The organism is Enterobacter genomosp. S (assembly GCF_001631805.1).
Classification (GTDB): domain Bacteria; phylum Pseudomonadota; class Gammaproteobacteria; order Enterobacterales; family Enterobacteriaceae; genus Enterobacter; species Enterobacter quasihormaechei.
The window spans coordinates 285,384-306,592 of sequence record NZ_LVVA01000021.1 but is presented as its reverse complement, the minus strand read 5'-3'; the positions used below and the strand labels follow the sequence as shown (position 1 = coordinate 306,592).

Annotated in this window: 20 protein-coding genes and 1 tRNA gene; 16 read left to right on the top strand and 5 right to left on the bottom strand. The window is 56.6% G+C overall.

Annotated features, from left to right (window positions below):
• Positions 1-53: 53 nt before the first annotated feature.
• Positions 54-812: a hydroxyacylglutathione hydrolase gene (gloB, locus tag A3466_RS18355; RefSeq protein WP_063451781.1), complete on the bottom strand. Its 759-nt coding sequence runs from the start codon at positions 810-812 to the stop codon at positions 54-56.
• A 32-nt stretch (positions 813-844) separates the two neighbouring features.
• On the opposite strand from gloB, the gene A3466_RS18350 reads away from it, so the two are divergent.
• Positions 845-1,561, top strand: a complete 717-nt coding sequence (locus tag A3466_RS18350) for a class I SAM-dependent methyltransferase (protein ID WP_063451780.1) — start codon at positions 845-847, stop codon at positions 1,559-1,561.
• On the opposite strand, the gene rnhA is transcribed toward A3466_RS18350, so the two are convergent.
• A complete protein-coding gene (gene rnhA, locus A3466_RS18345) occupies positions 1,562-2,140 on the bottom strand; it encodes a ribonuclease HI (RefSeq protein WP_162196835.1) in 579 nt (192 codons plus the stop codon).
• Between rnhA and dnaQ the strand changes: the two genes are divergently transcribed.
• The 9 genes from dnaQ to A3466_RS18300 all read left to right on the top strand — a co-directional run bounded on the left by dnaQ (position 2,094) and on the right by A3466_RS18300 (position 11,195).
• Positions 2,094-2,825, top strand: coding sequence for a DNA polymerase III subunit epsilon (dnaQ, locus tag A3466_RS18340; RefSeq protein ID WP_072201000.1), 732 nt, complete (start codon positions 2,094-2,096; stop codon positions 2,823-2,825). The genes rnhA and dnaQ overlap by 47 nt on opposite strands.
• Before the next feature lie 132 nt (positions 2,826-2,957).
• Positions 2,958-3,034 (top strand) — tRNA-Asp (locus A3466_RS18335).
• Positions 3,035-3,420: 386 nt separating this feature from the next.
• Positions 3,421-4,140: a FadR/GntR family transcriptional regulator gene (locus A3466_RS18330; RefSeq protein ID WP_063451779.1), complete on the top strand. Its 720-nt coding sequence runs from the start codon at positions 3,421-3,423 to the stop codon at positions 4,138-4,140.
• Positions 4,137-5,150, top strand: coding sequence for an ABC transporter ATP-binding protein (locus A3466_RS18325; protein ID WP_063451778.1), 1,014 nt, complete (start codon positions 4,137-4,139; stop codon positions 5,148-5,150). The genes A3466_RS18330 and A3466_RS18325 overlap by 4 nt, the downstream gene beginning before the upstream one ends.
• Positions 5,147-6,229 carry an ABC transporter ATP-binding protein gene (locus A3466_RS18320; RefSeq protein WP_063451777.1) on the top strand — a complete coding sequence of 361 codons (1,083 nt, stop codon included), beginning with the start codon at positions 5,147-5,149 and terminating at the stop codon, positions 6,227-6,229. Before A3466_RS18325 ends, A3466_RS18320 begins: the two co-directional genes overlap by 4 nt.
• Positions 6,230-6,231: 2 nt before the next feature.
• Positions 6,232-7,746 carry an ABC transporter substrate-binding protein gene (locus A3466_RS18315; RefSeq protein ID WP_074161083.1) on the top strand — a complete coding sequence of 505 codons (1,515 nt, stop codon included), beginning with the start codon at positions 6,232-6,234 and terminating at the stop codon, positions 7,744-7,746.
• An 18-nt stretch (positions 7,747-7,764) separates the two neighbouring features.
• Positions 7,765-8,706 (top strand): ABC transporter permease, encoded by a 942-nt coding sequence (locus A3466_RS18310; protein WP_063451776.1) that lies wholly within the window; start codon positions 7,765-7,767, stop codon positions 8,704-8,706.
• A 2-nt stretch (positions 8,707-8,708) separates the two neighbouring features.
• The gene (locus tag A3466_RS18305) at positions 8,709-9,584 is read left to right on the top strand and encodes an ABC transporter permease (RefSeq protein WP_022647137.1); all 876 of its coding nucleotides are present in this window, start codon (positions 8,709-8,711) and stop codon (positions 9,582-9,584) included.
• A gap of 9 nt (positions 9,585-9,593) precedes the next feature.
• Complete coding sequence (locus A3466_RS18300) at positions 9,594-11,195, top strand: gamma-glutamyltransferase family protein (protein ID WP_063451775.1); 1,602 nt, start codon at positions 9,594-9,596, stop codon at positions 11,193-11,195.
• Positions 11,196-11,236: 41 nt separating this feature from the next.
• Here A3466_RS18300 and A3466_RS18295 read toward each other — a convergent pair whose 3' ends face one another.
• Positions 11,237-12,007 carry an amidohydrolase gene (locus tag A3466_RS18295; RefSeq protein ID WP_063451800.1) on the bottom strand — a complete coding sequence of 257 codons (771 nt, stop codon included), beginning with the start codon at positions 12,005-12,007 and terminating at the stop codon, positions 11,237-11,239.
• A gap of 107 nt (positions 12,008-12,114) precedes the next feature.
• Positions 12,115-14,559, bottom strand: a complete 2,445-nt coding sequence (gene fadE, locus A3466_RS18290) for an acyl-CoA dehydrogenase FadE (protein WP_063451774.1) — start codon at positions 14,557-14,559, stop codon at positions 12,115-12,117.
• 239 nt (positions 14,560-14,798) lie between these two features.
• Here fadE and lpcA point away from each other — a divergent pair, with 239 nt between their 5' ends.
• Positions 14,799-15,377, top strand: a complete 579-nt coding sequence (gene lpcA / locus A3466_RS18285; protein ID WP_003863232.1) for a D-sedoheptulose 7-phosphate isomerase — start codon at positions 14,799-14,801, stop codon at positions 15,375-15,377.
• Between the two features lie 48 nt (positions 15,378-15,425).
• A complete protein-coding gene (locus A3466_RS18280) occupies positions 15,426-16,193 on the top strand; it encodes a class II glutamine amidotransferase (protein ID WP_063451773.1) in 768 nt (255 codons plus the stop codon).
• Here A3466_RS18280 and dpaA read toward each other — a convergent pair.
• Positions 16,164-16,904 (bottom strand): peptidoglycan meso-diaminopimelic acid protein amidase, encoded by a 741-nt coding sequence (gene dpaA / locus A3466_RS18275; RefSeq protein WP_063451772.1) that lies wholly within the window; start codon positions 16,902-16,904, stop codon positions 16,164-16,166. The two genes, A3466_RS18280 and dpaA, sit on opposite strands and share 30 nt — an antisense overlap.
• A 300-nt stretch (positions 16,905-17,204) precedes the next feature.
• Between dpaA and A3466_RS18270 the strand changes: the two genes are divergently transcribed.
• From A3466_RS18270 to A3466_RS18255, 4 genes are read left to right on the top strand one after another with little or no spacing between them, the layout of a single operon-like run.
• Positions 17,205-18,548, top strand: a complete 1,344-nt coding sequence (locus tag A3466_RS18270; RefSeq protein ID WP_063451771.1) for a Na(+)-translocating NADH-quinone reductase subunit A — start codon at positions 17,205-17,207, stop codon at positions 18,546-18,548.
• A gap of 2 nt (positions 18,549-18,550) precedes the next feature.
• Entirely contained in the window at positions 18,551-19,786 is a 1,236-nt protein-coding gene (locus tag A3466_RS18265) for an NADH:ubiquinone reductase (Na(+)-transporting) subunit B (protein WP_063451770.1), read from the top strand.
• On the top strand, positions 19,779-20,573 hold the full coding sequence (locus tag A3466_RS18260) for a Na(+)-translocating NADH-quinone reductase subunit C (protein WP_063451769.1): 795 nt from the start codon (positions 19,779-19,781) through the stop codon (positions 20,571-20,573). Before A3466_RS18265 ends, A3466_RS18260 begins: the two co-directional genes overlap by 8 nt.
• Positions 20,566-21,204, top strand: coding sequence for an NADH:ubiquinone reductase (Na(+)-transporting) subunit D (locus A3466_RS18255; protein WP_003863219.1), 639 nt, complete (start codon positions 20,566-20,568; stop codon positions 21,202-21,204). The genes A3466_RS18260 and A3466_RS18255 overlap by 8 nt, the downstream gene beginning before the upstream one ends.
• The last annotated feature ends 5 nt before the right edge of the window (positions 21,205-21,209 follow it).

Here is a 21,209-nt window from a genome sequence, read left to right as displayed (position 1 = left end):
TGCTTAAAAGACGAGCGATGATAACGGCGAAATTTTGAAAAGGCAACCCGCATTTATCTGAAGTTATCTTTCTTTGACCTTAACCATGCAAAACGCGCTTCTGGTTGTTGCAAATTTGTTTCTTGATTAATTTTATTAATTAAATCAACGTCATTCGTTCTTAAAAATAAATTTATTTGTCGCTCATTTTTCAGAATTACAGGGAGTGTTTTTTGGTTTTTTGCACGTAACTCCTTCACTTTCTGGTAATAATCCTGAATCGCCCGATCCTCGGGTAAGATGCTCGCAGCAAACTTCATATTTCCTAATGTATACTCGTGCGCACAGCAAATTACGGTGTCGGCAGGCAATGCATTAATTTTTTGTAAAGATTGATACATTTGTTCTGGCGTGCCTTCAAAAAGCCTTCCGCACCCCCCTGAAAACAGCGTGTCGCCGCAAAACAGATAAGGTTTACTGTAGAAACAGAGATGTCCAGAAGTGTGACCTGGTGTAGCAAATACGGAGAACTCCCACCCAAGAATCTGGACACTTTCGCCCTCGCTAACGACTTGTGTTGTGCCCTTGTTTTGTGTCTCAGCTGGCCCGTACACGGCAAGACCAGGGTATTGCGCAAGCAGATCGGGAACGCCGCCCACGTGGTCACTGTGGTGGTGGGTGAGGAGAATCGCCTCCGGCTGCCAGCCGTTTTCATTTATTGCGTCCAGGATCGGAGTGGATTCCCCAGGATCGACAATGATGCATCTGCGATCGTCGTCGACTAAAACCCAGATGTAATTGTCCTGAAAGGCGGAAATACTGATAAGATTCATGCATTACCTCTTATAGCGTGGCGGGTGTTTTGATGAAACCGGCAAGGATACCTCAGACTGTCGCACCACCGGATCGTTGGGCAGAGTTGCCCTGGGGTGAATATTATCGCGAAGCTTTAGAACTTCAGCTTAAACCCTGGCTCGCGAAAATGTATGGTTTTCACCTGCTTAAGATTGGCAATCTCAGCGCAGAAATCAATACCGAAAGCTGCGCTATCTCGCATCAGGTTAACGTATCGCTTAAGGGTTCCCCGGTTCAGGTGAAAGCAGATCCGCTGCATTTGCCGTTTGCGGAAAAATCCATTGATGCCTGTTTGCTCGCCCACGCGCTGCCCTGGTGTAGCGATCCCCATCGTCTGCTGCGGGAAGCCGACCGCGTGTTGATTGACGACGGCTGGCTGATCCTGAGCGGTTTTAATCCGCTGAGTCTGATGGGGCTGCGCAAGCTAACGCCCGTGCTGCGCCGCACGCCGCCGTATAACAGCCGGATGTTTACCATGATGCGCCAGCTGGACTGGCTTTCACTGCTGAATTTTGAAGTGCTGAGTTACGGCGGTTTTCAGGTCATCCCCTGGACGCGAAAAGGCGGTGTTTTGCTCAGCACCCATTTACCCGCGCTGGGCTGCATGCAGTATATTGTCGCGCGTAAGAGGACGATCCCCCTTACGCTCAACCCGATGAAGCAAAGCAAAGCAAAAACGCGGATCCGCCAGACCGTGGGTGCCACGCGACAGTACAAAAAACCGTGATCAGGATTCAGGCTGATAACCTGCGTCCTCATGGGTCGGGTTGGATGCCGCCGCGCGAGCCAGCTCGTCACAGCGTTCGTTCTCAGGGTGCCCGGCGTGCCCTTTTACCCATTCCCATTTGATTTCGTGCTGACCGAGGGCGGCATCAAGACGCTTCCAGAGGTCGACATTCTTGACCGGCTTTTTCTCTGCCGTTTTCCAGCCGCGTTTTTTCCAGTTGTGGATCCACTGGGTGATGCCCTGGCGGACATACTGGCTGTCGGTACTCAGCACCACGTCACAATGTTCTTTTAACGCTTCCAGCGCCACGATGGCCGCCATCAGCTCCATGCGGTTGTTGGTGGTGAGAAAATAGCCTTCACTAAAGGTTTTTTCATGCTCACGATAACGCATAATGGCGCCATAACCGCCGGGCCCTGGGTTACCGAGACAAGATCCATCGGTGAAAATTTCTACCTGTTTACGCATCTCTGGTAGACTTCCTGTATTTGAAACGTTCAGTAAAACGATAAGTCTGACATAAATGACCGCTATGAGCACTGCAATTACTCGCCAGATTGTTCTTGATACCGAAACCACCGGTATGAACCAGATTGGCGCCCACTACGAAGGGCACAAAATCATTGAGATTGGTGCCGTTGAAGTGGTGAACCGTCGTCTTACGGGCAACAACTTCCACGTTTACCTCAAACCCGATCGGCTGGTGGATCCGGAAGCGTTCGGCGTTCACGGGATTGCCGATGAGTTTTTGCTGGATAAGCCCACCTTCGCCGATGTCGCGGATGAATTTCTCGACTACATCAGAGGTGCGGAACTTGTCATTCATAACGCATCGTTCGATATCGGCTTTATGGACTATGAGTTCAGCAAGCTCAACCGCGATATTCCAAAAACCAATACGTTCTGTAAAGTCACGGATAGCCTGGCGCTGGCAAGGAAGATGTTTCCCGGCAAGCGTAACAGCCTTGATGCCCTGTGCTCTCGCTATGAGATAGACAACACCAAGCGAACCCTGCACGGCGCATTGCTCGATGCCCAGATCCTGGCCGATGTTTACCTGACCATGACCGGCGGGCAAACGTCGATTAAATTCAGTATGGAAAATGAATCCCAGCAGACGCGAGACGAAGGCGGTATTCAGCGGGTCGTGCGTCAGGCGAATCGCCTGCGGGTTGTTTTAGCCAGTGATGAAGAGCTGATGAACCACGAATCTCGCCTCGATTTAGTTCAGAAGAAGGGCGGAAGCTGTCTGTGGCGTGGGTGAAAAAAGGCGGAAACGTTTGTTAAATCACCGTTTGGGTGATTTTTGCAGCAAACGATTCAAAACCTGAGAAAAAGCGTTGACGAGTTACGAGGCAGACCGTAATATTCGCCTCGTTCCCCAAACGGGAACAGTGGAGCGGTAGTTCAGTCGGTTAGAATACCTGCCTGTCACGCAGGGGGTCGCGGGTTCGAGTCCCGTCCGTTCCGCCACTATTCAGAAAGCCTGAATCAGAAATGATTCAGGCTTTCGTCGTTTTATACTCCCTACACTCGCTTATCTCTCTTCTTATCTTTGTTAACAAAAAGTTAATATACTTAGTGCAATTTATTAACATTCGCACGGTATTAGTGCGTTATTTGCACTGTTTTTGTGCATTATTTGCCCGCCCCCTCTCCGAACCTCACTTGGTTATGTAATAATTATGTAAAAATAATTCATAAGAAATCATTCGGTTACCGATCATTTTTCAGAAAACATCTGAACCAATGCGTTATTGGTTCGCTTATTGCTTAATCATTAGCACGATAAGTAGTGCTTCATATCAATAACTTATCGTTGATAAAAATAAAGTGATGATGAAAGCGAGCGAACCAATATGGAAAAGCCTTCACGGTTTTTAGCAAATTCCAGCACCGCGCTTGAGCAGTTGCGCGGGCTTATCAACCAGCACGAGTCAACACCAGGCATTCCGCTGCCCACTGAACGTGAGCTGTCGGACACGCTCGGCGTAGGGCGACGTGAAGTGCGTCGCGCGCTGGACGTGCTGGAAGAGGAAGGGCGTATCTGGCGCAAGCAGGGCAAGGGCACCTTCATTGGTCCGGCTGCCCCTGTTGAGCCGTTGGCGCTTCAGGGATTGGTTCAGCAAACCAATCTGCTGGAAGTCATGGAAGCTCGACTACAGCTTGAACCCGGCTTAGCCCGACTTGCAGCACTGCGTGCCACCAGGGAAAACCTCGCGCTCATGCAGCGCATGCTGGAACGCATTGATAAGGTCAGCCCGGATGACCGCGATCTCAACGAACTGTGGGATAGCGCCTTTCACCGCGCCATTGCGGAAGCAGCAGGCAACCGCCTGATGCTAGGGCTTTTCGATGCGATAGATGCCGTCCGTCGGGAGCCCGGCTGGCAGCATTTACGCGAACTTGCCCGCACCCCTGAACGTGTCGATAGCTACAACGACCACCATCACAACATCATGTCAGCGATTATTCATCGCCAGCCTAATGAAGCAGCCGCCGCCATGCGCGAACACCTGCTCAGCCTGCAAACCGCCCTGATTCAGGCTATCCACCTTGAGGACGATTCCACGCTATGACGACGATACCCTTTAAGGACTCCATGCCCGTACTGCGGCTGCAAAACCTCAACGTTAAATTCGCGGGCTCGCCGGTGAGCGTGCTCGAAGACATCTCGCTGACGGTCAGGGCGGGAGAGACGCTGGCGCTGGTGGGCGAGTCCGGCTGCGGTAAAAGCATCACTTCCCTGACGCTGATGGGGTTATTGCCTGCCAGCGCCCGGATCGTTAGCGGGGAGATGCATTTTCGCCGCCACGATCTGCGCAAGCTCTCGCCGCGCGAGTATGCCGATCTGCGAGGCAGCGAGCTGGCGATGATATTCCAGGAGCCCATGACCTCGCTCAACCCGGCCTTCACGCTTGGCGATCAGCTCAGTGAAGCGGTGATGCGCCATCGAACGATCTCCCGGGCTGAGGCGATGACGGTTGCGCTACAGATCCTGGAGAAGGTGCAGATCCCGGCCGCAGAGATGCGCCTCAAGGCTTACCCGCATCAGCTTTCCGGCGGTATGCGCCAGCGCGTGATGATTGCGATGGCCCTGATAAACCACCCCAAATTACTGATTGCTGACGAACCCACCACTGCACTCGACGTGACCATTCAGGCGCAAATTCTCGCCCTGCTCAATATCCTAAAAGAAGAAACGGGCACGGCGGTGTTGATGATCACTCACGATTTAGGCGTGGTGGCCGAAGTCGCGCAGCAGGTGGCGGTAATGTACGCCGGGCAGGTAGTGGAGCAGGGGAGCGTCGAGGCGATATTTGCCGACCCGCAGCACCCGTACACAATTGGCTTGATGGGCTCGATCCCCTCCCTTGGCGCACGCAAGGGCCAGCTTTCCACCATTCCCGGATCGGTCCCGCTGCCGGAATCCATGCCTCAAGGCTGCCGCTTTGCCACCCGATGTCCCTTCGCGCAGACGCGCTGTCATGCTGAAAAACCACCGCTCACTACGCTCGGCGCGGGCCATCAGGTTGCCTGCTTCCGCGTGCCGCTGGAACAACACATTGCCCTGGGAGAAATTGCATGACCACGCCCATACTTGAAGCCCGCGATCTGAGCAAGCTTTTCCCCGGCCCGAAAAAACTGTTTACGCCAGCCTGCTTTGTTACGGCTGTCGACCGCGTTTCGCTGTCGGTGATGCCAGGCGAAACGCTGGCAATTGTCGGCGAATCCGGTTCCGGAAAATCCACCCTCGGTCGTCTGCTGCTGCGCCTGCTGAGTGCCAGCGAAGGGCGCGTATTTTATCAGGGTGAGGAGATCACCCACGCTTCAGGTGCTCGTCTGAACCAGCTTAGGCGTGAACTACAGATCATCTTTCAGGATCCCTTCGCCTCGCTGAACCCGCGCATGACGGTAGAGCAGATTGTTGGTGAGCCGCTGTGGCTGCATCAGAACATGAAAAAAGTGGATCGCCAGTACCGCGTTGCCGAGTTGCTCAGGACGGTCGGCTTGCCCGCGGCCTGGGCCGGGCGTTATCCGCACGAATTTTCCGGCGGGCAGCGCCAGCGTATCGGCATTGCGCGCGCGCTGGCGTCGGGCCCTACGCTGCTGCTGGGCGATGAACCGGTCTCTGCGCTGGACGTTTCCGTTCAGGCACAGGTGGTGAATTTACTGGAAAGCCTGAAGCACCAGCTGGGGCTAACGATGGTGATCGTCGCCCACGGGCTGGCGGTTATCCGGCATATGAGCGACCGCGTGGCGGTGATGTATCTTGGGCAAATCGTCGAGCTGGCCACCGTCGACGACATCTTCGACGCGCCGCTGCATCCTTATACTCAGGCGTTAATTGCCTCAGCACCGCAAATGCAGCCAGGCGTAGCGCGGGATACGCCGCTATTGCAGGGGGATTTACCGAACCCGGCTAACCCGCCCTCCGGCTGCCGTTTCCACACTCGTTGCCCCTACGTTACCGACGAATGCCGCCAGGTCGAGCCGATTAATCAGGTCATCGACGGCGGGCGTCAGGTCGCCTGCCACCGCTGGCAGGAGATTAACCGCGATCGCAGCGTTATCCAGATCGCACCGCCATCCGCCGCATTTTTGCGCCGCCGCGCGCTGTTTGAATACGCGGCCACTCACTCCTCCCTTCCTTCAAGGAACTCATGATAATGACAATGCGTAATTCTCTTTTGACCGTACTGGGAAGTGTTATGTTGCTTGGCGCGGCGCTGCCCGCCCATTCTGAAAGCGTGCTGCGAATCGGCCTGGGCGCAGACCCGGACATGCTGGACCCGCATCTGGCGCGTACCTATTATGGCCGCTTCGTGTTTGCCTCCCTGTGTGACCGGCTGGTGGACGTCGACGAACATCTCAAGGTGGTGCCGGGACTGGCAAAATCCTGGGCGTGGAGCAATGACGGTAAAACGCTAACCCTGGATCTCCGTGATGGCGTGACCTTCCACGACGGTGAAAAATTTGATGCCGCCGCCGCGAAATACAACCTCGACCGTGCCCTGACGCTAAAAGGTTCTCTGCGTAAAAGTGAACTCTCTTCCGTTGAATCAGTGGAGGTCACCGGCCCGATGCAGATAGCCCTGCACCTGAAAACGCCGGATGCCGCACTTCTGATGCAGCTCACCGATCGCGCAGGCGCAATGATGGCGCCGGAAGCCGCTAAAAAAGCCGATTTTGCCGCGCATCCGGTCTGTTCCGGCCCGTATAAGTTCGACAGCCGCGTGTCGCAGGATCGCATTGTGTTGACCCGCTTCGACAACTACTGGAACAAAGACGCCTACCACTTCGATAAAATTATCTATCTGCCGATCCCGGATGCCTCCGTGCGCCTGGCGAACCTGCGCGCGGGCGATCTCGATCTGACCGAAGGCATTGCCGCCAGCGACGTCAAAACCGTCGAGGCCGACAGCAAACTGGCGCTGGCGAAGGTAACGGGCCTCGGATACCAGGGCATCACCTTCAACATTAACAATGGCAAAGTCCCGGCGAACGATCCCTTCAAAGATGCCCGCGTGCGTGAAGCATTTTCCCAGGCCATCGATCGCGATGCTTTAAACCAGGTGGTGTTCGAGGGGCTCTACACTCCGGCAAACCAGGCGTTTTCGCCGGTAAGCCCGTATCACGTCAATCTTCCGGTTCCCCCGCGTGACGTCGACAGAGCCAAAGCGCTGCTGAAAGCCGCAGGCGTCACCGCGCCGCTGACCGTCAATCTGCTGGTGCCGAACAACCCAACCTCGCAGCAGGTGGGCCAGGTATTGCAGGCGATGGTGGCAGAGGCGGGCTTTAACCTGAACCTGCAAATGACCGAGTTCGCCACGCTGCTGGATCGCCAGCAGAGCGGTGACTACCAGTTGAGCTTCTCCGGCTGGTCGGGTCGCCCGGATCCAGATGGCAGCATCTATGGCTTTATCAACAGCAAAGGCACCCTTAACGATGGCCGCTACAGCAATGCTCAGGTGGATGAATGGTTAACGCAGGCGCGTCAGAGCACCGATCAGGCCGCCCGCCAGCCGCTGTATGACAAGGTGGTGAAGCAGCTGCAAACCGACATGCCGATTGCCTACCTCTACTTCGAACCGCGCATTTTTGGGCTGAACAAGCGCGTGCAGGGCTTTAAAGCGTACCCGGACGGCATTGTGCGTCTGGCTGGCTTAACGCTGGCGAAATAAACCTCCTGAGGAGAACCCATGCTGGAACTGATTTGCAAACGTCTGCTGCTGGCCATTCCCACTCTGCTGCTGGTGAGCATGATGGTGTTCGGCCTGCAAAAGCTGCTGCCCGGCGATCCGCTGATCGCTATGGCCGGGGAGGAGCGCGATCCGGCGGTGATTGCCCAGCTCCGTGCTGAGCTGAATCTGGACGCGCCGATCCCCGTGCAGTATTTCAACTGGCTGACGCGCGCGCTGCAAGGCGATCTGGGTGTCTCCTTACGCACTCATGAGCCGGTCACGCAGCTGATTGCCAGCAAGCTGCCGGTCACGCTGGAGCTGTCGCTGCTGGCGATGATTATCGCGCTGGTGTTTGGTATCAGCATGGGGATCCTCGCGGCGGTGAACAAAAACAGCTGGGTCGATCACGGGGCGAATTTTGTGGCGATCTCGGGGATCTCAATACCGCATTTCTGGCTGGGGATCCTGCTGATTCTGGTCTTTTCAGTAAACCTGCAATGGCTGCCTGCGTCCGGTTATGTGCCGTTCAGTGAAGATCCGATCCAGAACCTGCGGACATTGCTGCTGCCCGCGTCCGTGCTCGGAACCGGCCTGGCGGCAACGCTGATGCGCCATACCCGTGCGTCGATGATTGCGGTGCTGAAAGCGGATTACATCCGCACCGCGCGCGCTAAGGGGCTGCTGCCGAAAGCGGTGGTCCTGAAGCACGCCTTCCGCAACGCGCTGGTGCCGGTGATCACCCTCACCACGCTGCTGTTCGGCGAGCTGCTGGGCGGCGCGGTGCTGACCGAGCAGGTCTTCACCATTCCGGGCTTCGGCAAAATGATTGTCGACTCGGTGTTCAACCGCGACTACGCGGTGGTGCAGGGCGTGGTGCTGATCGTGGCGATCGGTTTCCTGATGCTCAACCTGCTGGCTGACGTGCTCTACGTCCTTATCAACCCGAAAATGCGAGGTTAGTCATGGCGGAACTGACGACGCAAACCGTGGCACCCGCGCTGCCGCGCGCGCAAAACCGCGTGCTGAAAAAATTCCTCGCCAATAAAAGTGCGGTGATTGGCGCGATTGTGGTGGGCTTTTTTGTGCTGGTGGCGCTGCTGGCGCCGTGGATCGCGCCGTTTGACCCGGTGAAGGCTAACTTCCTCGCGGTGCGCAAAGCGCCCTCGGCGATGTACTGGTTCGGCACCGACGAGCTGGGGCGAGATATCTTGTCCCGCATTATCTGGGGGGCGAGAACCTCGCTGATGGCGGGCTGTATGTCGGTGGCGATCGCGGTGGTCATCGGCGTGCCGCTGGGGCTGGTGGCGGGGTATTTCCAGAAGATGTGGGACGGGGTGATCTCCCGCTTTATCGAGGCACTGCTGGCCTGTCCATTTCTGATCATGGCGATCGCGCTGGGGGCATTTTTAGGTCCAAGCCTGACGAATGCCATGATCGCCATTGGGCTCTCGGCGATGCCGATCTTCGCCCGCCTGACGCGCGGCCAGGTGATCGCCATTCGCAACGAAGAGTACATCGACGGCGCACGGGCGATTGGCCTGCCGGACCGCTGGATCATTATCAAATACGTTCTGCCTAACGTGATGTCACCGATTCTGGTACAGGCCACGCTGGCCATTGCCTCGGCGATTATCGCCGAAGCCAGCCTCTCGTTTTTAGGGTTAGGGCAACAGCCGCCGAACCCATCCTGGGGCTCCATGCTCAACACCGCCAAAGGGTTTCTGGAGCAGGCGCCGTGGATGTCCGTTTTCCCCGGCGTGGCGATTTTCCTTGCCGTTCAGGGCTTTAATTTACTCGGCGACGGGCTGCGCGATGCGCTCGATCCGCGCCACGACTAAGGAGTCATGATGACCAAAGCGCTCGATTTTACAACCGGTTACGATTCACGACGCCCGCCGATGATGGGCCACAACGCCGTTGCCACCTCGCAGCCGCTGGCGGCACAGGCGGGAATGAAGATGCTACAGCTGGGCGGAAACGCCGTTGATGCGGCGGTTGCCACAGCCATGGCGCTGACCGTTGTCGAGCCGACCGGCAACGGCATCGGCAGCGATGCTTTTGCGATAGTCTGGGACGGTGAAAAACTTCACGGTCTGAATGCGTCCGGTCGTTCGCCGGCCAGCTGGCATGCGGATCTGTTTGCCGGAAAAACTGCCGTACCGGAAATCGGCTGGGACGCGGTAACCGTACCGGGGGCGGTATCGGGCTGGGTTGCGCTGGCTGAACGTTTTGGCACATTGCCGCTCACCACCCTGGCGCAGCCGGCCATTGAGTATGCGCGTAACGGTTTTCCCGTCTCCCCGCTCATCGGGCATCTGTGGCAGCGGGGCTACAACAAGCTGAAAGATCAACCAGGCTTTAGCGCCTGCTTCGCGCCGGAAGGCCGCGCGCCGCGAGTGGGCGAGATCTTCCGTAATCCGGCGCAGGCGAACACGCTGGAGCTGATTGCCAAAACTAACGGCGACGCGTTTTACCGTGGCGAACTGGCGCAGAAAATTGCCGCCTTTGCCAAAGCACACGGTGCACACCTGACGGCTGAAGATCTGGCGAACCATCGCGTGGACTGGGTAGAACTGCTGTCGCGCGACTTCGCGGGCGGGTCGGTGCAGGAGTTGCCGCCAAACGGTCAGGGGATCGCCACCCTGATTGCGCTCGGCATTCTGGAGCAGTGCGGCATTGAGAAACATCACCCGGACTCCGTGCAGGGGCTGCACCTCTCCATTGAGGCAATGAAGCTGGCGCTGGCGGATCTCGATCGCTACGTTGCGGATGAAGAACATATGGAGTTCGCAGCAAAAGAGCTGCTGAGCGACCATTATCTGAAGTCGCGCGCGGCGCTCATCGACCACGATAAAGCCTCTGATTTTGTGTACGGATCGCCGACGCAGAGCGGCACGGTCTACATCAGCACCGCGGACGCCAGCGGGATGATGGTTTCGTTTATTCAGTCCAACTTTATGGGCTTCGGTTCAGGAATTGTGGTGCCGGATACCGGAATCAGCCTGCAAAACCGCGGCTGCGGCTTTGTGCTCGATCCCAAACACCCGAACGCGCTGGCGGGCAGCAAGCGTCCTTTCCACACCATCATCCCGGGTTTTGCGATGGACGGTAACGGCAAGCCGCTGATGTCCTTCGGCGTGATGGGGGGCCCGATGCAGGCGCAGGGGCACATGCAGATGGCGTTGCGCATTATGCTGCACGGGCAAAACCCGCAGGCGGCGATTGATGCCCCGCGCTGGCGCGTGGTGCAGGGCAGGGAAGTGATTGTTGAATCGACCTTCGATCGCAATACCATTGCGGCGCTGCGCGAGCGCGGACACCAGATCGTGGTGGAAGATCCGTTCCAGGATTACAATTTTGGCGGCGCGCAGGTGATTTACCGTATGCCGGAAGGGCACTACGTGGCTGCGACGGAGAGCCGCAAAGACGGGCAGGCGCTGGTGAGTTGATTTATAGGCCGGGTAAGGCGCAGCCGCCACCCGGCTTTTAATCATCCAATGCTAAACGGATCCGCATCCTGCCACGCCGGAAACTTCTCCCGATACTCCCTTAACGCCGTCAACGAAATCTCCGCATCAATTCGTGTCGCCTGATGCGGCTCGGCGGTGGCAATAATTTCACCCTGTGGACTGATCACCCGGCTGTCACCGCGATAGTGATGCCCGTTGCCGTCCGTTCCTACGCGGTTACAGCCAACCACGTACGCCTGGTTTTCAATCGCGCGCGCTGTCAGTAAAGCCTGCCAGTGCAGGGAGCGTGGGGCGGGCCAGTTGGCGACATACAGCGCCAGATCGTAATCGTTGCGGTTGCGTGACCACACCGGGAAGCGCAGGTCATAGCAGACCAGCGGCAGAATACGCCAGCCGCGCCATTCAAATACCACGCGTTCGTTTCCGGCTTCATAATGCTGATGTTCATCCGCCATGCGGAACAGGTGGCGCTTATCGTAGAAGTGGACGTTCCCTTCCGGCTCGACGAGCAGGAAGCGGTTGACCGGTCCGCGCCCGGTCTGGAGCGCGACGCTTCCGGCAATCAGCGCGTTGGTTTCCTGCGCCCTGGCGTGCATCCAGGCCACCACCTCATCCTGCGGCATAGACTGTGTTGCCGCCTCCATCGCGAAACCTGTGGTGAACATCTCCGGCAGAACAATCACGTCGCGTCCGGTTATCTCTTCCAGCTGGCGATCAAAATGGCGAAGGTTGGCGGGGCCGTCCATCCACACTAAAGGTTGCTGCAAAACAGAAATCTTTAAACCAGGCACGATACAGGCTCCTAAAAAAATACCTTTTGACACTGTAGCACGTCATTACGAGAAAATGTGGCAATAAAAAACCCCGCGCGGGGCGGGGTTTGTGGGAGCGAGATGCCTTATGCCGCTTCAGGTTTGCGGTGCTTCTCCGGCAGCTTTACCGGCTGCGTCGCCAGCTCTTCTGGTTCGAAATCATCCACATTAATACTGCGCAGACGGCTCTCTTCGGCTTTCACAAGAAGCGCAGCTTCGCTGTTGTCGATGATACCACCCGCCAGGGCCTGTTTTGCCAGTTCGTCCAGTCGTGTAAACGGCAGGTTTTTACCCAGCTGTTTGCAGATTTTTTGGTGAATCGGGTCGGCGGCCATGACGTCCAGCAGCGCCTCTTCCAGCAAACCTACCGGGTTATGCGGGGTAGGCGCCAGGTATTGACCGCGGCCAATACGGGAACGGGTTGCGCTCGGTACCTGGAGGATCTTCGCCACTTTGTGATCCAGCTTGTCGGACGGCGCCAGATAATGACGTCCGGTCGGGAAGATCGCCACGCGCAGGGCGCCGGCCACAAAGCGGTTCGGGAAGTTCGCCAGCAGATCGTCAATCGCCTGTTCGGCCTGATACAGCGCATCCTGTACGCCCCAGTGCACCAGTGGCAGATCCGCTTCCTGACGGCCTTCGTCGTCGTAGCGTTTCAGTACCGCAGAGGCCAGGAAGATCTGGCTCAGCACATCACCCAGACGGGCGGAGATACGCTCGCGACGCTTCAGGCTTCCGCCCAGAACGGCCATGGAGACGTCAGACAGCAGCGCCAGGTTAGCGCTCAGACGGTTCAGGTGCTGGTAGTAACGTTTGGTTGCATCGCGGGTCGGCGTCGCGCTGGTCAGCCCGCGCGTCAGGCCGAGCCAGAAGCTGCGAACTTCATTGCTGCCGACGTGACCGATATGTTTGAACAGCAGTTTGTCGAAGGCATCCACGTCGTTATTTTGCGCGGCGGCCATCTCTTCCAGCACGTAAGGATGGCAGCGGATCGCGCCCTGGCCGAAGATCATCATGCTGCGGGTCAGGATGTTTGCCCCTTCCACGGTGATGGCAATCGGTGCGCCCTGATAGCCGCGCGCCAGGAAGTTGCCTTCGCCAAGCATAATGCCTTTACCGCCAGCGATATCCATTGCATCAATAATTGACTGCTGGGCGCGGTGGGTACAGTGATACTTCACAATCGCCGACAGCACGGCAGGTTTTTCGCCCAGCATAATGCCGTAAGTAATCAGCGAGGCTGCGGCGTCCATGACGTAAGCGTTGCCCGCGATACGCGCCAGCGGCTCTTCGATACCTTCCATCTTGCCGATAGAAATTTTGAACTGGCGGCGGATATGGGCGTACGCGCCAATCCCCATCGCCACGGATTTAAGACCGCCGGTCGAGTTCGACGGCAGGGTAATGCCGCGGCCCACAGACAGACATTCCACCAGCATACGCCAGCCCTGGCCGGCCATTTTCGGACCACCGATGATGTAATCAATCGGGACAAAGATATCCTGACCGCGGGTTGGGCCGTTCTGGAACGGCACGTTCAGCGGGAAGTGACGACGACCAATTTCCACGCCCGGCGTTGAGGTTGGGATCAGCGCACAGGTAATGCCCAGGTCTTCTTCGCCGCCCAGCAGTTTTTCCGGGTCGGAGAGCTTAAAGGCCAGGCCCAGCACGGTGGCGATAGGCGCCAGGGTGATATAGCGTTTGTTCCAGGTCAGGCGCATGCCCAGCACCTGCTGGCCCTGCCATTCGCCCATGCAGACCACGCCGGTATCCGGGATTGCGCCGGCATCAGAACCGGCTTCCGGGCTGGTCAGCGCGAAGCATGGAATTTCCTGGCCGCGCGCCAGACGCGGCAGGTAGTGATCTTTCTGCTCTTCCGTACCGTAATGCTGTAACAGCTCGCCCGGACCTAAGGAGTTTGGTACGCCAACGGTGATCGCCAGGATCCCGGACACGCCCGCCAGCTTTTGCAGGACGCGAGCCTGAGCGTAAGCGGAGAACTCCAGACCGCCGTACTCTTTTTTGATGATCATCGCGAAGAAGCGATGCTCTTTCAGGTACGCCCACAGCTCCGGCGGCAGGTCGGCCATTTGATGGGTGATCGCAAAGTCATTGGCCATGCGGCACGCTTCTTCCACCGGGCCATCAATAAAGGCCTGTTCTTCGGCGGTCAGACGCGGCTGCGGATAGTTGTGCAGCTTTTTCCAGTCCGGGTTGCCCTGGAACAGATCGCCTTCCCACCAGGTAGTGCCGGCATCAATCGCTTCTTTCTCCGTGCGCGACATTGGCGGCATCACTTTACGGAAGCCCTTAAACACCGGCACGGAGATCATCGACTTACGCATCGGCGTCAGGTTGAACGGCAGCAAAATAATTGCCAGCGGGACGAGGACCCAGATATTCCACAGACCAGCGACGCCAAGTGCAGCCGTCCAGGCCAGAAGAATCAGGCTGCTCAGGAATAAACTGACGCGGTGATAGAACAACACGCCGAGCAGAACAACGGTTGCGAAAATGCTCAAAATCATCATAAAGAAAAGCTCCCTTGCTTGTAGGAGGTCTGACCACTTGTGATGATATGGTTGTAGTTGATGTCATTTCCTTTAGCAATGTGTTTACAAAATAATTACAACCTGGTTCACATTGTTCGCGTTTTAGCCGGCATAAAAAATCAAAACGCCGGACGATTCGCATGGCTTTAGCTTCTCGCTTTTAGCGCTATCCGGTACACTCCACAGTGTTATTTCATCAATACTGAAGGATTATCCTCATGTACCAGGATCTTATTCGTAACGAACTGAACGAAGCGGCGGAAACGCTGGCGAACTTTCTGAAAGATGATGCCAATATTCACGCTATTCAGCGCGCGGCGGTCCTGCTGGCCGACAGTTTTAAGGCCGGTGGCAAAGTGCTCTCCTGCGGTAACGGCGGCTCCCACTGCGACGCCATGCACTTCGCCGAAGAGCTGACCGGACGCTATCGCGAAAACCGTCCGGGCTACCCGGCGATTGCGATTTCCGACGTCAGCCACATCTCCTGCGTAGGCAACGACTTCGGTTACGACCACATCTTTTCCCGCTACGTTGAGGCAGTAGGCCGTGAAGGCGACGTGCTGCTGGGTATCTCTACTTCCGGTAACTCCGCGAACGTGATCAAAGCGATTGCCGCCGCGCGTGAAAAAGGGATGAAGGTGATCACCCTGACCGGGAAAGATGGCGGTAAGATGGACGGTACGGCGGATATCGAAATTCGCGTTCCGCACTTCGGCTATGCAGATCGCGTTCAGGAAATTCACATCAAAGTGATCCACATCCTGATCCAGCTGATCGAAAAAGAGATGGTTAAGTAAGACTTCGCTGGGGGGCACCGCTGCCCCCCGCTGTTGTGGAGGTGATGTATGTGCGAACTGCTCGGGATGAGCGCCAATGTGCCAACCGATATCTGCTTTAGCTTCACCGGGCTGGTTCAGCGCGGTGGGGGAACCGGGCCACATAAAGACGGCTGGGGCATCACCTTCTACGAAGGCAAAGGGTGTCGCACGTTCAAAGATCCGCAGCCCAGCTTTAACTCACCGATTGCCAAACTGGTGCAGGACTATCCCATTAAATCCTGTTCGGTGATCGCGCATATTCGCCAGGCAAACCGCGGCGAAGTTGCGCTGGAAAATACCCATCCCTTTACCCGCGAGCTGTGGGGCCGTAACTGGACCTACGCGCACAACGGGCAGCTTACGGGCTATAAATCTCTGGAAACGGGCAACTTCCGTCCGGTGGGCGAAACGGACAGCGAGAAGGCCTTCTGCTGGCTGCTGCATAAGCTGACGGAACGTTATCCGCGCACGCCCGGCAATATGGCCGCCGTTTTTAAATACATTGCGTCGCTGGCGTCGGAATTACGCGAGAAGGGCGTCTTCAATATGCTGCTGTCAGACGGGCGTTACGTGATGGCGTTTTGCTCCACGAATCTTTTCTGGATCACGCGCCGCGCGCCGTTTGGCGTCGCCACGTTGCTCGATCAGGATGTGGAAATTGATTTTCAGAAGAAGACCACACCGAACGATGTGGTCACCGTTATTGCAACGCAGCCGCTGACCGGCAACGAAACCTGGCAAAAGATCATGCCAGGCGAGTGGGTGCTATTTTGCCTCGGGGACCGCGTAATTTGACGCAAGCTGCGGCTGAACCACTTCATGGCTGAGCGGTTTACTCACCACGTAACGGCCATTGACGATGGACACCACCGGCGGCTTATGGGTCTGCTCGAAGTAGTCATAGCCCGGTTTTAGCTGTTTCCAGAAATCCGTGTACACAGAGTACTTATGGCGCGCCATGTTGGCATCCGTCATACGGAAAGGATAAATGCTGACCTGAACATTCGGCTGGCCAAAGACCAGAGCGCCGGTGACAAACTGGAAAATCTCATCAATGCCGGAATCCGTCATCGCATAACAGCCGACAGACACGCAGGCGCCGTGGATCATCAGGTATTTACCCTCGTAACCGTGAGCGCGGTCGAAGGCATTAGGGAAACCGATGTTAATCGCTTTATAGAAGCGGCTGTCCGGTTTTAGCTGGTTACGCTGAACGTTATAAAACCCTTCCGGACTTTTGAAGTCGCCCTGACGCTGTTTTGGCCCCAGCCCGCCAGAGTAGTTACAAATTTTGTAGCTATCGAGCAGCTGATACGTCTCGCCCATTTTGACAAACAGATCGAGTGTGCGCTCTTCCTTGAAGATTTGAATATAAACCGGGGATCCCATCAACTGCTGTTTATATTCTTTGCTGACCGGCGTCGTTGAACTGTTACTGCCGAGCAGCCCGGCAAACGACATGCACGGTATCAGAAGCATCGCAATGAACAATGCGATTTTACGCATACTACTGGTTCCTTGATAAAACAATGACCAACTTGCCAGAACGGCAAAAGACACCCGAAATCAGACTAATCTGGACAGGAGCGCTCACATTAGCACCGATGGAGATTTTCGCAAGAGCCAACTTTTGCGTTTACAAATTAGTTTTACTTTATAACGCATTCAAATCGCCGTGACTCCAGGAACTTTGCGCAATAGCTCGCATTTCAGCGCGCCAGACGGCGGATTTGCTGCCCTTGTCAGGGCTGAAAATGGTACACTCCGGCCACTCTGGATAGTTGTTCATGGATACCTGCTAACCACATGTTTAGAATCAGAAAAGGACTCGATCTGCCAATCTCTGGCGTGCCTGAACAGCACGTCACAACCGGCGCCACTATTCACCATGTCGCTATTGTGGGTGATGATTATGTGGGCATGCGTCCTGCGATGCTGGTACAGGAAGGCGATCGCGTAATAAAAGGCCAGGCGCTCTTCGAGGATAAAAAAAATCCTGGCGTTATGTTTACAGCCCCTGCCAGCGGCACCGTCGTGGCCATCCATCGTGGTGAGCGTCGCGTCCTGCAATCGGTCGTTATTCAAATTGAAGGCGACGAAAAACGCGAGTTTGCGCGTTTTGACGCCGCCGATCTCGCCACCCTCAGCCACGACGCGGTGCAGACGCAACTGCTGGAGTCCGGTCTGTGGACGGCGCTTCGCACGCGTCCCTATAGCAAAACGCCCATGCCTGGCACCGTTCCAGCCGCTATCTTCGTTACGGCCATTGACACCAACCCGCTCAGGGCGGATCCGCAGCCTATTATCCTGGCCGAACGAAAAGCTTTCGATGCCGGTCTCACCGTGTTAACGCGCCTGACGCCGGGCAAAGTGCATGTCTGCCAGGCCAGCGGCGGCAAGCTGGGCGGGCATCCGCAGGGGCAGGTCGCTTTTAATGAATTTGCCGGCCCGCATCCGGCCGGGCTGGTGGGAACGCATATTCACTTCCTGGAGCCGGTAAGCCTGACGAAACAGGTCTGGCATCTCAATTACCAGGACGTTATTGCTATCGGTAAGCTGTTTACCACGGGTGAGCTGTGCGCGGAACGCATCATTGCCATCGGTGGCCCTCAGGCAACCCAGCCGCGTCTGGTTCGCACGCTGCTTGGAGCAGATTTAACTGCGCTGCTGGCTGGCGAAACGAAAGAGGGCGAAAACCGTATTATTTCCGGTTCGGTGCTGAGCGGCAGGCACGCGACAGGCCCGATGGCCTGGCTGGGCCGTTTCCATCTTCAGGTGAGCGTAGTGCTTGAAGGCCGCGAGAAAGAGCTGTTCGGCTGGGTGCTGCCTGGCGCGGAAAAATTCTCCGTGACCCGCACCACGCTGGGCCACTTTCTGCGTCATAAGCTGTTTAACTTCTCCACCAGCACGAACGGCGGCGAGCGCGCCATGGTCCCGATTGGCAACTATGAACGCGTTATGCCGCTGGATATTCTGCCTACCGTGCTACTGCGCGATCTCCTGGCCGGCGATACCGACGGTGCCCAGGCGCTGGGCTGCCTGGAGCTGGACGAAGAAGATCTGGCGCTGTGTACCTATGTGTGTCCAGGTAAATACGAATACGGACCCGTATTGCGCGAGGTGTTAACCCGCATTGAGCAGGAAGGATAACCATGGGCTTAAAACACCTCTTCGAAAAGATTGAGCCGCATTTTACCGAGGGTAAACTGAAGAAATACTACCCGCTGTATGAAGCGACAACGACCATTTTCTACACCCCTGGGCTGGTGACGAAAGGCGCGGCGCACGTTCGCGACGCCATCGACCTCAAGCGAATGATGATTCTGGTCTGGTTTGCGGTCTTCCCGGCGATGTTCTGGGGGATGTATAACGTTGGATTGCAGACGATCCCGGCGCTGCACCATATGTACGATGCAGAGCAACTGGCGCAGGTGATTCAGTCTGACTGGCACTACCGTCTGGCGCAGTCTCTTGGCGTAAGCTTTGCGGCAGATGCCGGCTGGGTCAGCATGATGACGCTGGGCGCCGTCTTCTTTCTGCCGATCTATATGACCGTCTTTATCGTGGGCGGTTTCTGGGAAGTCCTGTTCGCGATTATTCGCAAGCATGAGATCAACGAAGGTTTCTTTGTTACCTCCATTCTGTTTGCGCTGATTGTTCCGCCCACGCTACCGCTCTGGCAGGCGGCGATGGGGATCAGCTTTGGCGTGGTCATTGCCAAGGAGATCTTTGGCGGGACCGGACGTAACTTCCTCAACCCGGCGCTGGCGGGCCGCGCGTTCCTGTTCTTTGCCTACCCGGCACAAATCTCTGGCGACCTGGTGTGGACGGCAGCAGACGGATTCTCCGGCGCGACGCCACTTTCACAGTGGGCGGCAGGCGGCGGCGAAACGCTGGTCAATAATGCCACCGGCCAGCCTGTCACCTGGTTTGATGCGTTTCTTGGCAATATACCGGGCTCTATCGGTGAAGTGTCTACCCTGATGATCGTGATCGGCGGGGCCATCATCCTCTTTGGCCGCGTGGCCTCCTGGCGCATTGTCGCAGGCGTCATGCTCGGGATGGTACTCACCGCCACGCTTTTCAATTTCATTGGTTCAGACACTAACCCGATGTTCTCCATGCCGTGGTACTGGCACCTCGTACTGGGAGGGTTTGCGTTTGGCATGATGTTCATGGCCACCGATCCCGTCTCGGCTTCGTTTACCGACAGGGGGAAATGGTGTTACGGCGCGCTCATTGGGGTGATGTGCGTACTGATTCGCGTGGTCAACCCGGCCTATCCTGAAGGGATGATGTTGGCCATTCTGTTTGCCAATCTGTTTGCGCCGCTGTTCGACTACCTGGTCGTGCGCGCCAACATTAAGCGGAGGAAGGCGCGTGGCTGAGATCAAAAATAACGACAGCATCAGCAAAACGCTGCTGGTGGTGCTGGTACTGTGCCTGGTCTGCTCCATTGTCGTGGCGGGGTCTGCCGTAGGGTTGAAACCGCTACAGCAGGAGCAACGCGCACTGGATAAACAGCGTAACATCCTGGCCGTTGCCGGGCTGATGCAGGAAGGCATGACAAAGGATGACGTCGCGGCCGTGTTTGCCGAACGCATTACCGCCCGGCTGGTGGATTTAAAAACCGGCGAACTGATGGATAAAGACCCGGCGAAATATAACCAGGCGCTGGCGTTAAAGGATCCGCAGATGAGCACCGTGCTTGACGCCTCGCAGGATCCGGCTGGCATTAAGCGCCGCAGCAATGTCGCGGAGATTTACCTCGTCCGTGACGAGCAAAAGCGCATACAGGAAATCGTGTTGCCCATCTATGGCAACGGCTTGTGGTCAATGATGTACGCCTTTGTGGCGCTGGATACCGATGGCCGCACGGTCAAAGGCATTACCTATTACGATCAGGGCGAAACGCCGGGGCTGGGGGGGGAGGTTGAGAACCCTAACTGGCGCGCACAGTTTGTCGGTAAAAAAGTGCTCGACGACGACGGCCAGCCTGCGCTGAAGGTGGTGAAAGGGGGCGCGCGTCCCGGCGATGAGTTCGCCGTTGACGGTCTTTCCGGCGCCACGCTCACCTCTAACGGGGTGCAGCACAGCTTTGATTTCTGGATGGGTGAACTGGGCTTTGGTCCCTTCCTGAAGAACGTACGTGAAGGAGCGCTGAACAATGGCTGATACGGGTGAACTGAAAGAAGTTAAAAAGGTGCTAATTGGCCCACTGTTAGCCAATAACCCGATAACGCTTCAGGTACTGGGCGTGTGCTCGGCTCTGGCGGTGACCACCAAGCTGGAAACGGCGGTGGTGATGACGCTGGCGGTAACGCTAGTGACAGCGTTCTCCAGTATGTTTATCTCAATGATTCGCCACCATATTCCCAATAGCGTGAGGATCATCGTCCAGATGGCGATCATCGCCTCGCTGGTGATTGTGGTCGATCAGCTCCTGCGCGCCTTTGCTTATGAAACTTCGAAGCAGCTTTCGGTGTTTGTCGGCCTGATTATCACCAACTGCATCGTGATGGGGCGTGCTGAAGCCTATGCGATGAAAATGCCGCCGCTGGCAAGCTTTATGGACGGTATCGGCAACGGGCTGGGTTACGGCGTGATCCTGCTGACGGTCGGTTTCCTGCGCGAGCTGATTGGCAGCGGTAAGCTGTTTGGCATTCCGGTGCTGGATACGGTACAGAACGGCGGCTGGTATCTGCCGAACGGCCTGTTCCTGCTGGCCCCAAGCGCATTTTTCATTATCGGTTTGCTGATCTGGCTGATTCGTACGCTGAAGCCTGAACAGCAGGAAAAGGAGTAACCGAC

Coding starts and splice junctions, on each gene's coding strand:
- gloB (WP_063451781.1), bottom strand. CDS start 812: ATGAATCTTATCAGTATTTCCGCCTTTCAGGACAATTACATCTGGGTT.
- A3466_RS18350 (WP_063451780.1), top strand. CDS start 845: ATGAAACCGGCAAGGATACCTCAGACTGTCGCACCACCGGATCGTTGG.
- dnaQ (WP_072201000.1), top strand. CDS start 2,094: ATGAGCACTGCAATTACTCGCCAGATTGTTCTTGATACCGAAACCACC.
- A3466_RS18330 (WP_063451779.1), top strand. CDS start 3,421: ATGGAAAAGCCTTCACGGTTTTTAGCAAATTCCAGCACCGCGCTTGAG.
- A3466_RS18325 (WP_063451778.1), top strand. CDS start 4,137: ATGACGACGATACCCTTTAAGGACTCCATGCCCGTACTGCGGCTGCAA.
- A3466_RS18320 (WP_063451777.1), top strand. CDS start 5,147: ATGACCACGCCCATACTTGAAGCCCGCGATCTGAGCAAGCTTTTCCCC.
- A3466_RS18315 (WP_074161083.1), top strand. CDS start 6,232: ATGACAATGCGTAATTCTCTTTTGACCGTACTGGGAAGTGTTATGTTG.
- A3466_RS18310 (WP_063451776.1), top strand. CDS start 7,765: ATGCTGGAACTGATTTGCAAACGTCTGCTGCTGGCCATTCCCACTCTG.
- A3466_RS18305 (WP_022647137.1), top strand. CDS start 8,709: ATGGCGGAACTGACGACGCAAACCGTGGCACCCGCGCTGCCGCGCGCG.
- A3466_RS18300 (WP_063451775.1), top strand. CDS start 9,594: ATGACCAAAGCGCTCGATTTTACAACCGGTTACGATTCACGACGCCCG.
- fadE (WP_063451774.1), bottom strand. CDS start 14,559: ATGATGATTTTGAGCATTTTCGCAACCGTTGTTCTGCTCGGCGTGTTG.
- lpcA (WP_003863232.1), top strand. CDS start 14,799: ATGTACCAGGATCTTATTCGTAACGAACTGAACGAAGCGGCGGAAACG.
- A3466_RS18280 (WP_063451773.1), top strand. CDS start 15,426: ATGTGCGAACTGCTCGGGATGAGCGCCAATGTGCCAACCGATATCTGC.
- dpaA (WP_063451772.1), bottom strand. CDS start 16,904: ATGCGTAAAATCGCATTGTTCATTGCGATGCTTCTGATACCGTGCATG.
- A3466_RS18270 (WP_063451771.1), top strand. CDS start 17,205: ATGTTTAGAATCAGAAAAGGACTCGATCTGCCAATCTCTGGCGTGCCT.
- A3466_RS18265 (WP_063451770.1), top strand. CDS start 18,551: ATGGGCTTAAAACACCTCTTCGAAAAGATTGAGCCGCATTTTACCGAG.
- A3466_RS18255 (WP_003863219.1), top strand. CDS start 20,566: ATGGCTGATACGGGTGAACTGAAAGAAGTTAAAAAGGTGCTAATTGGC.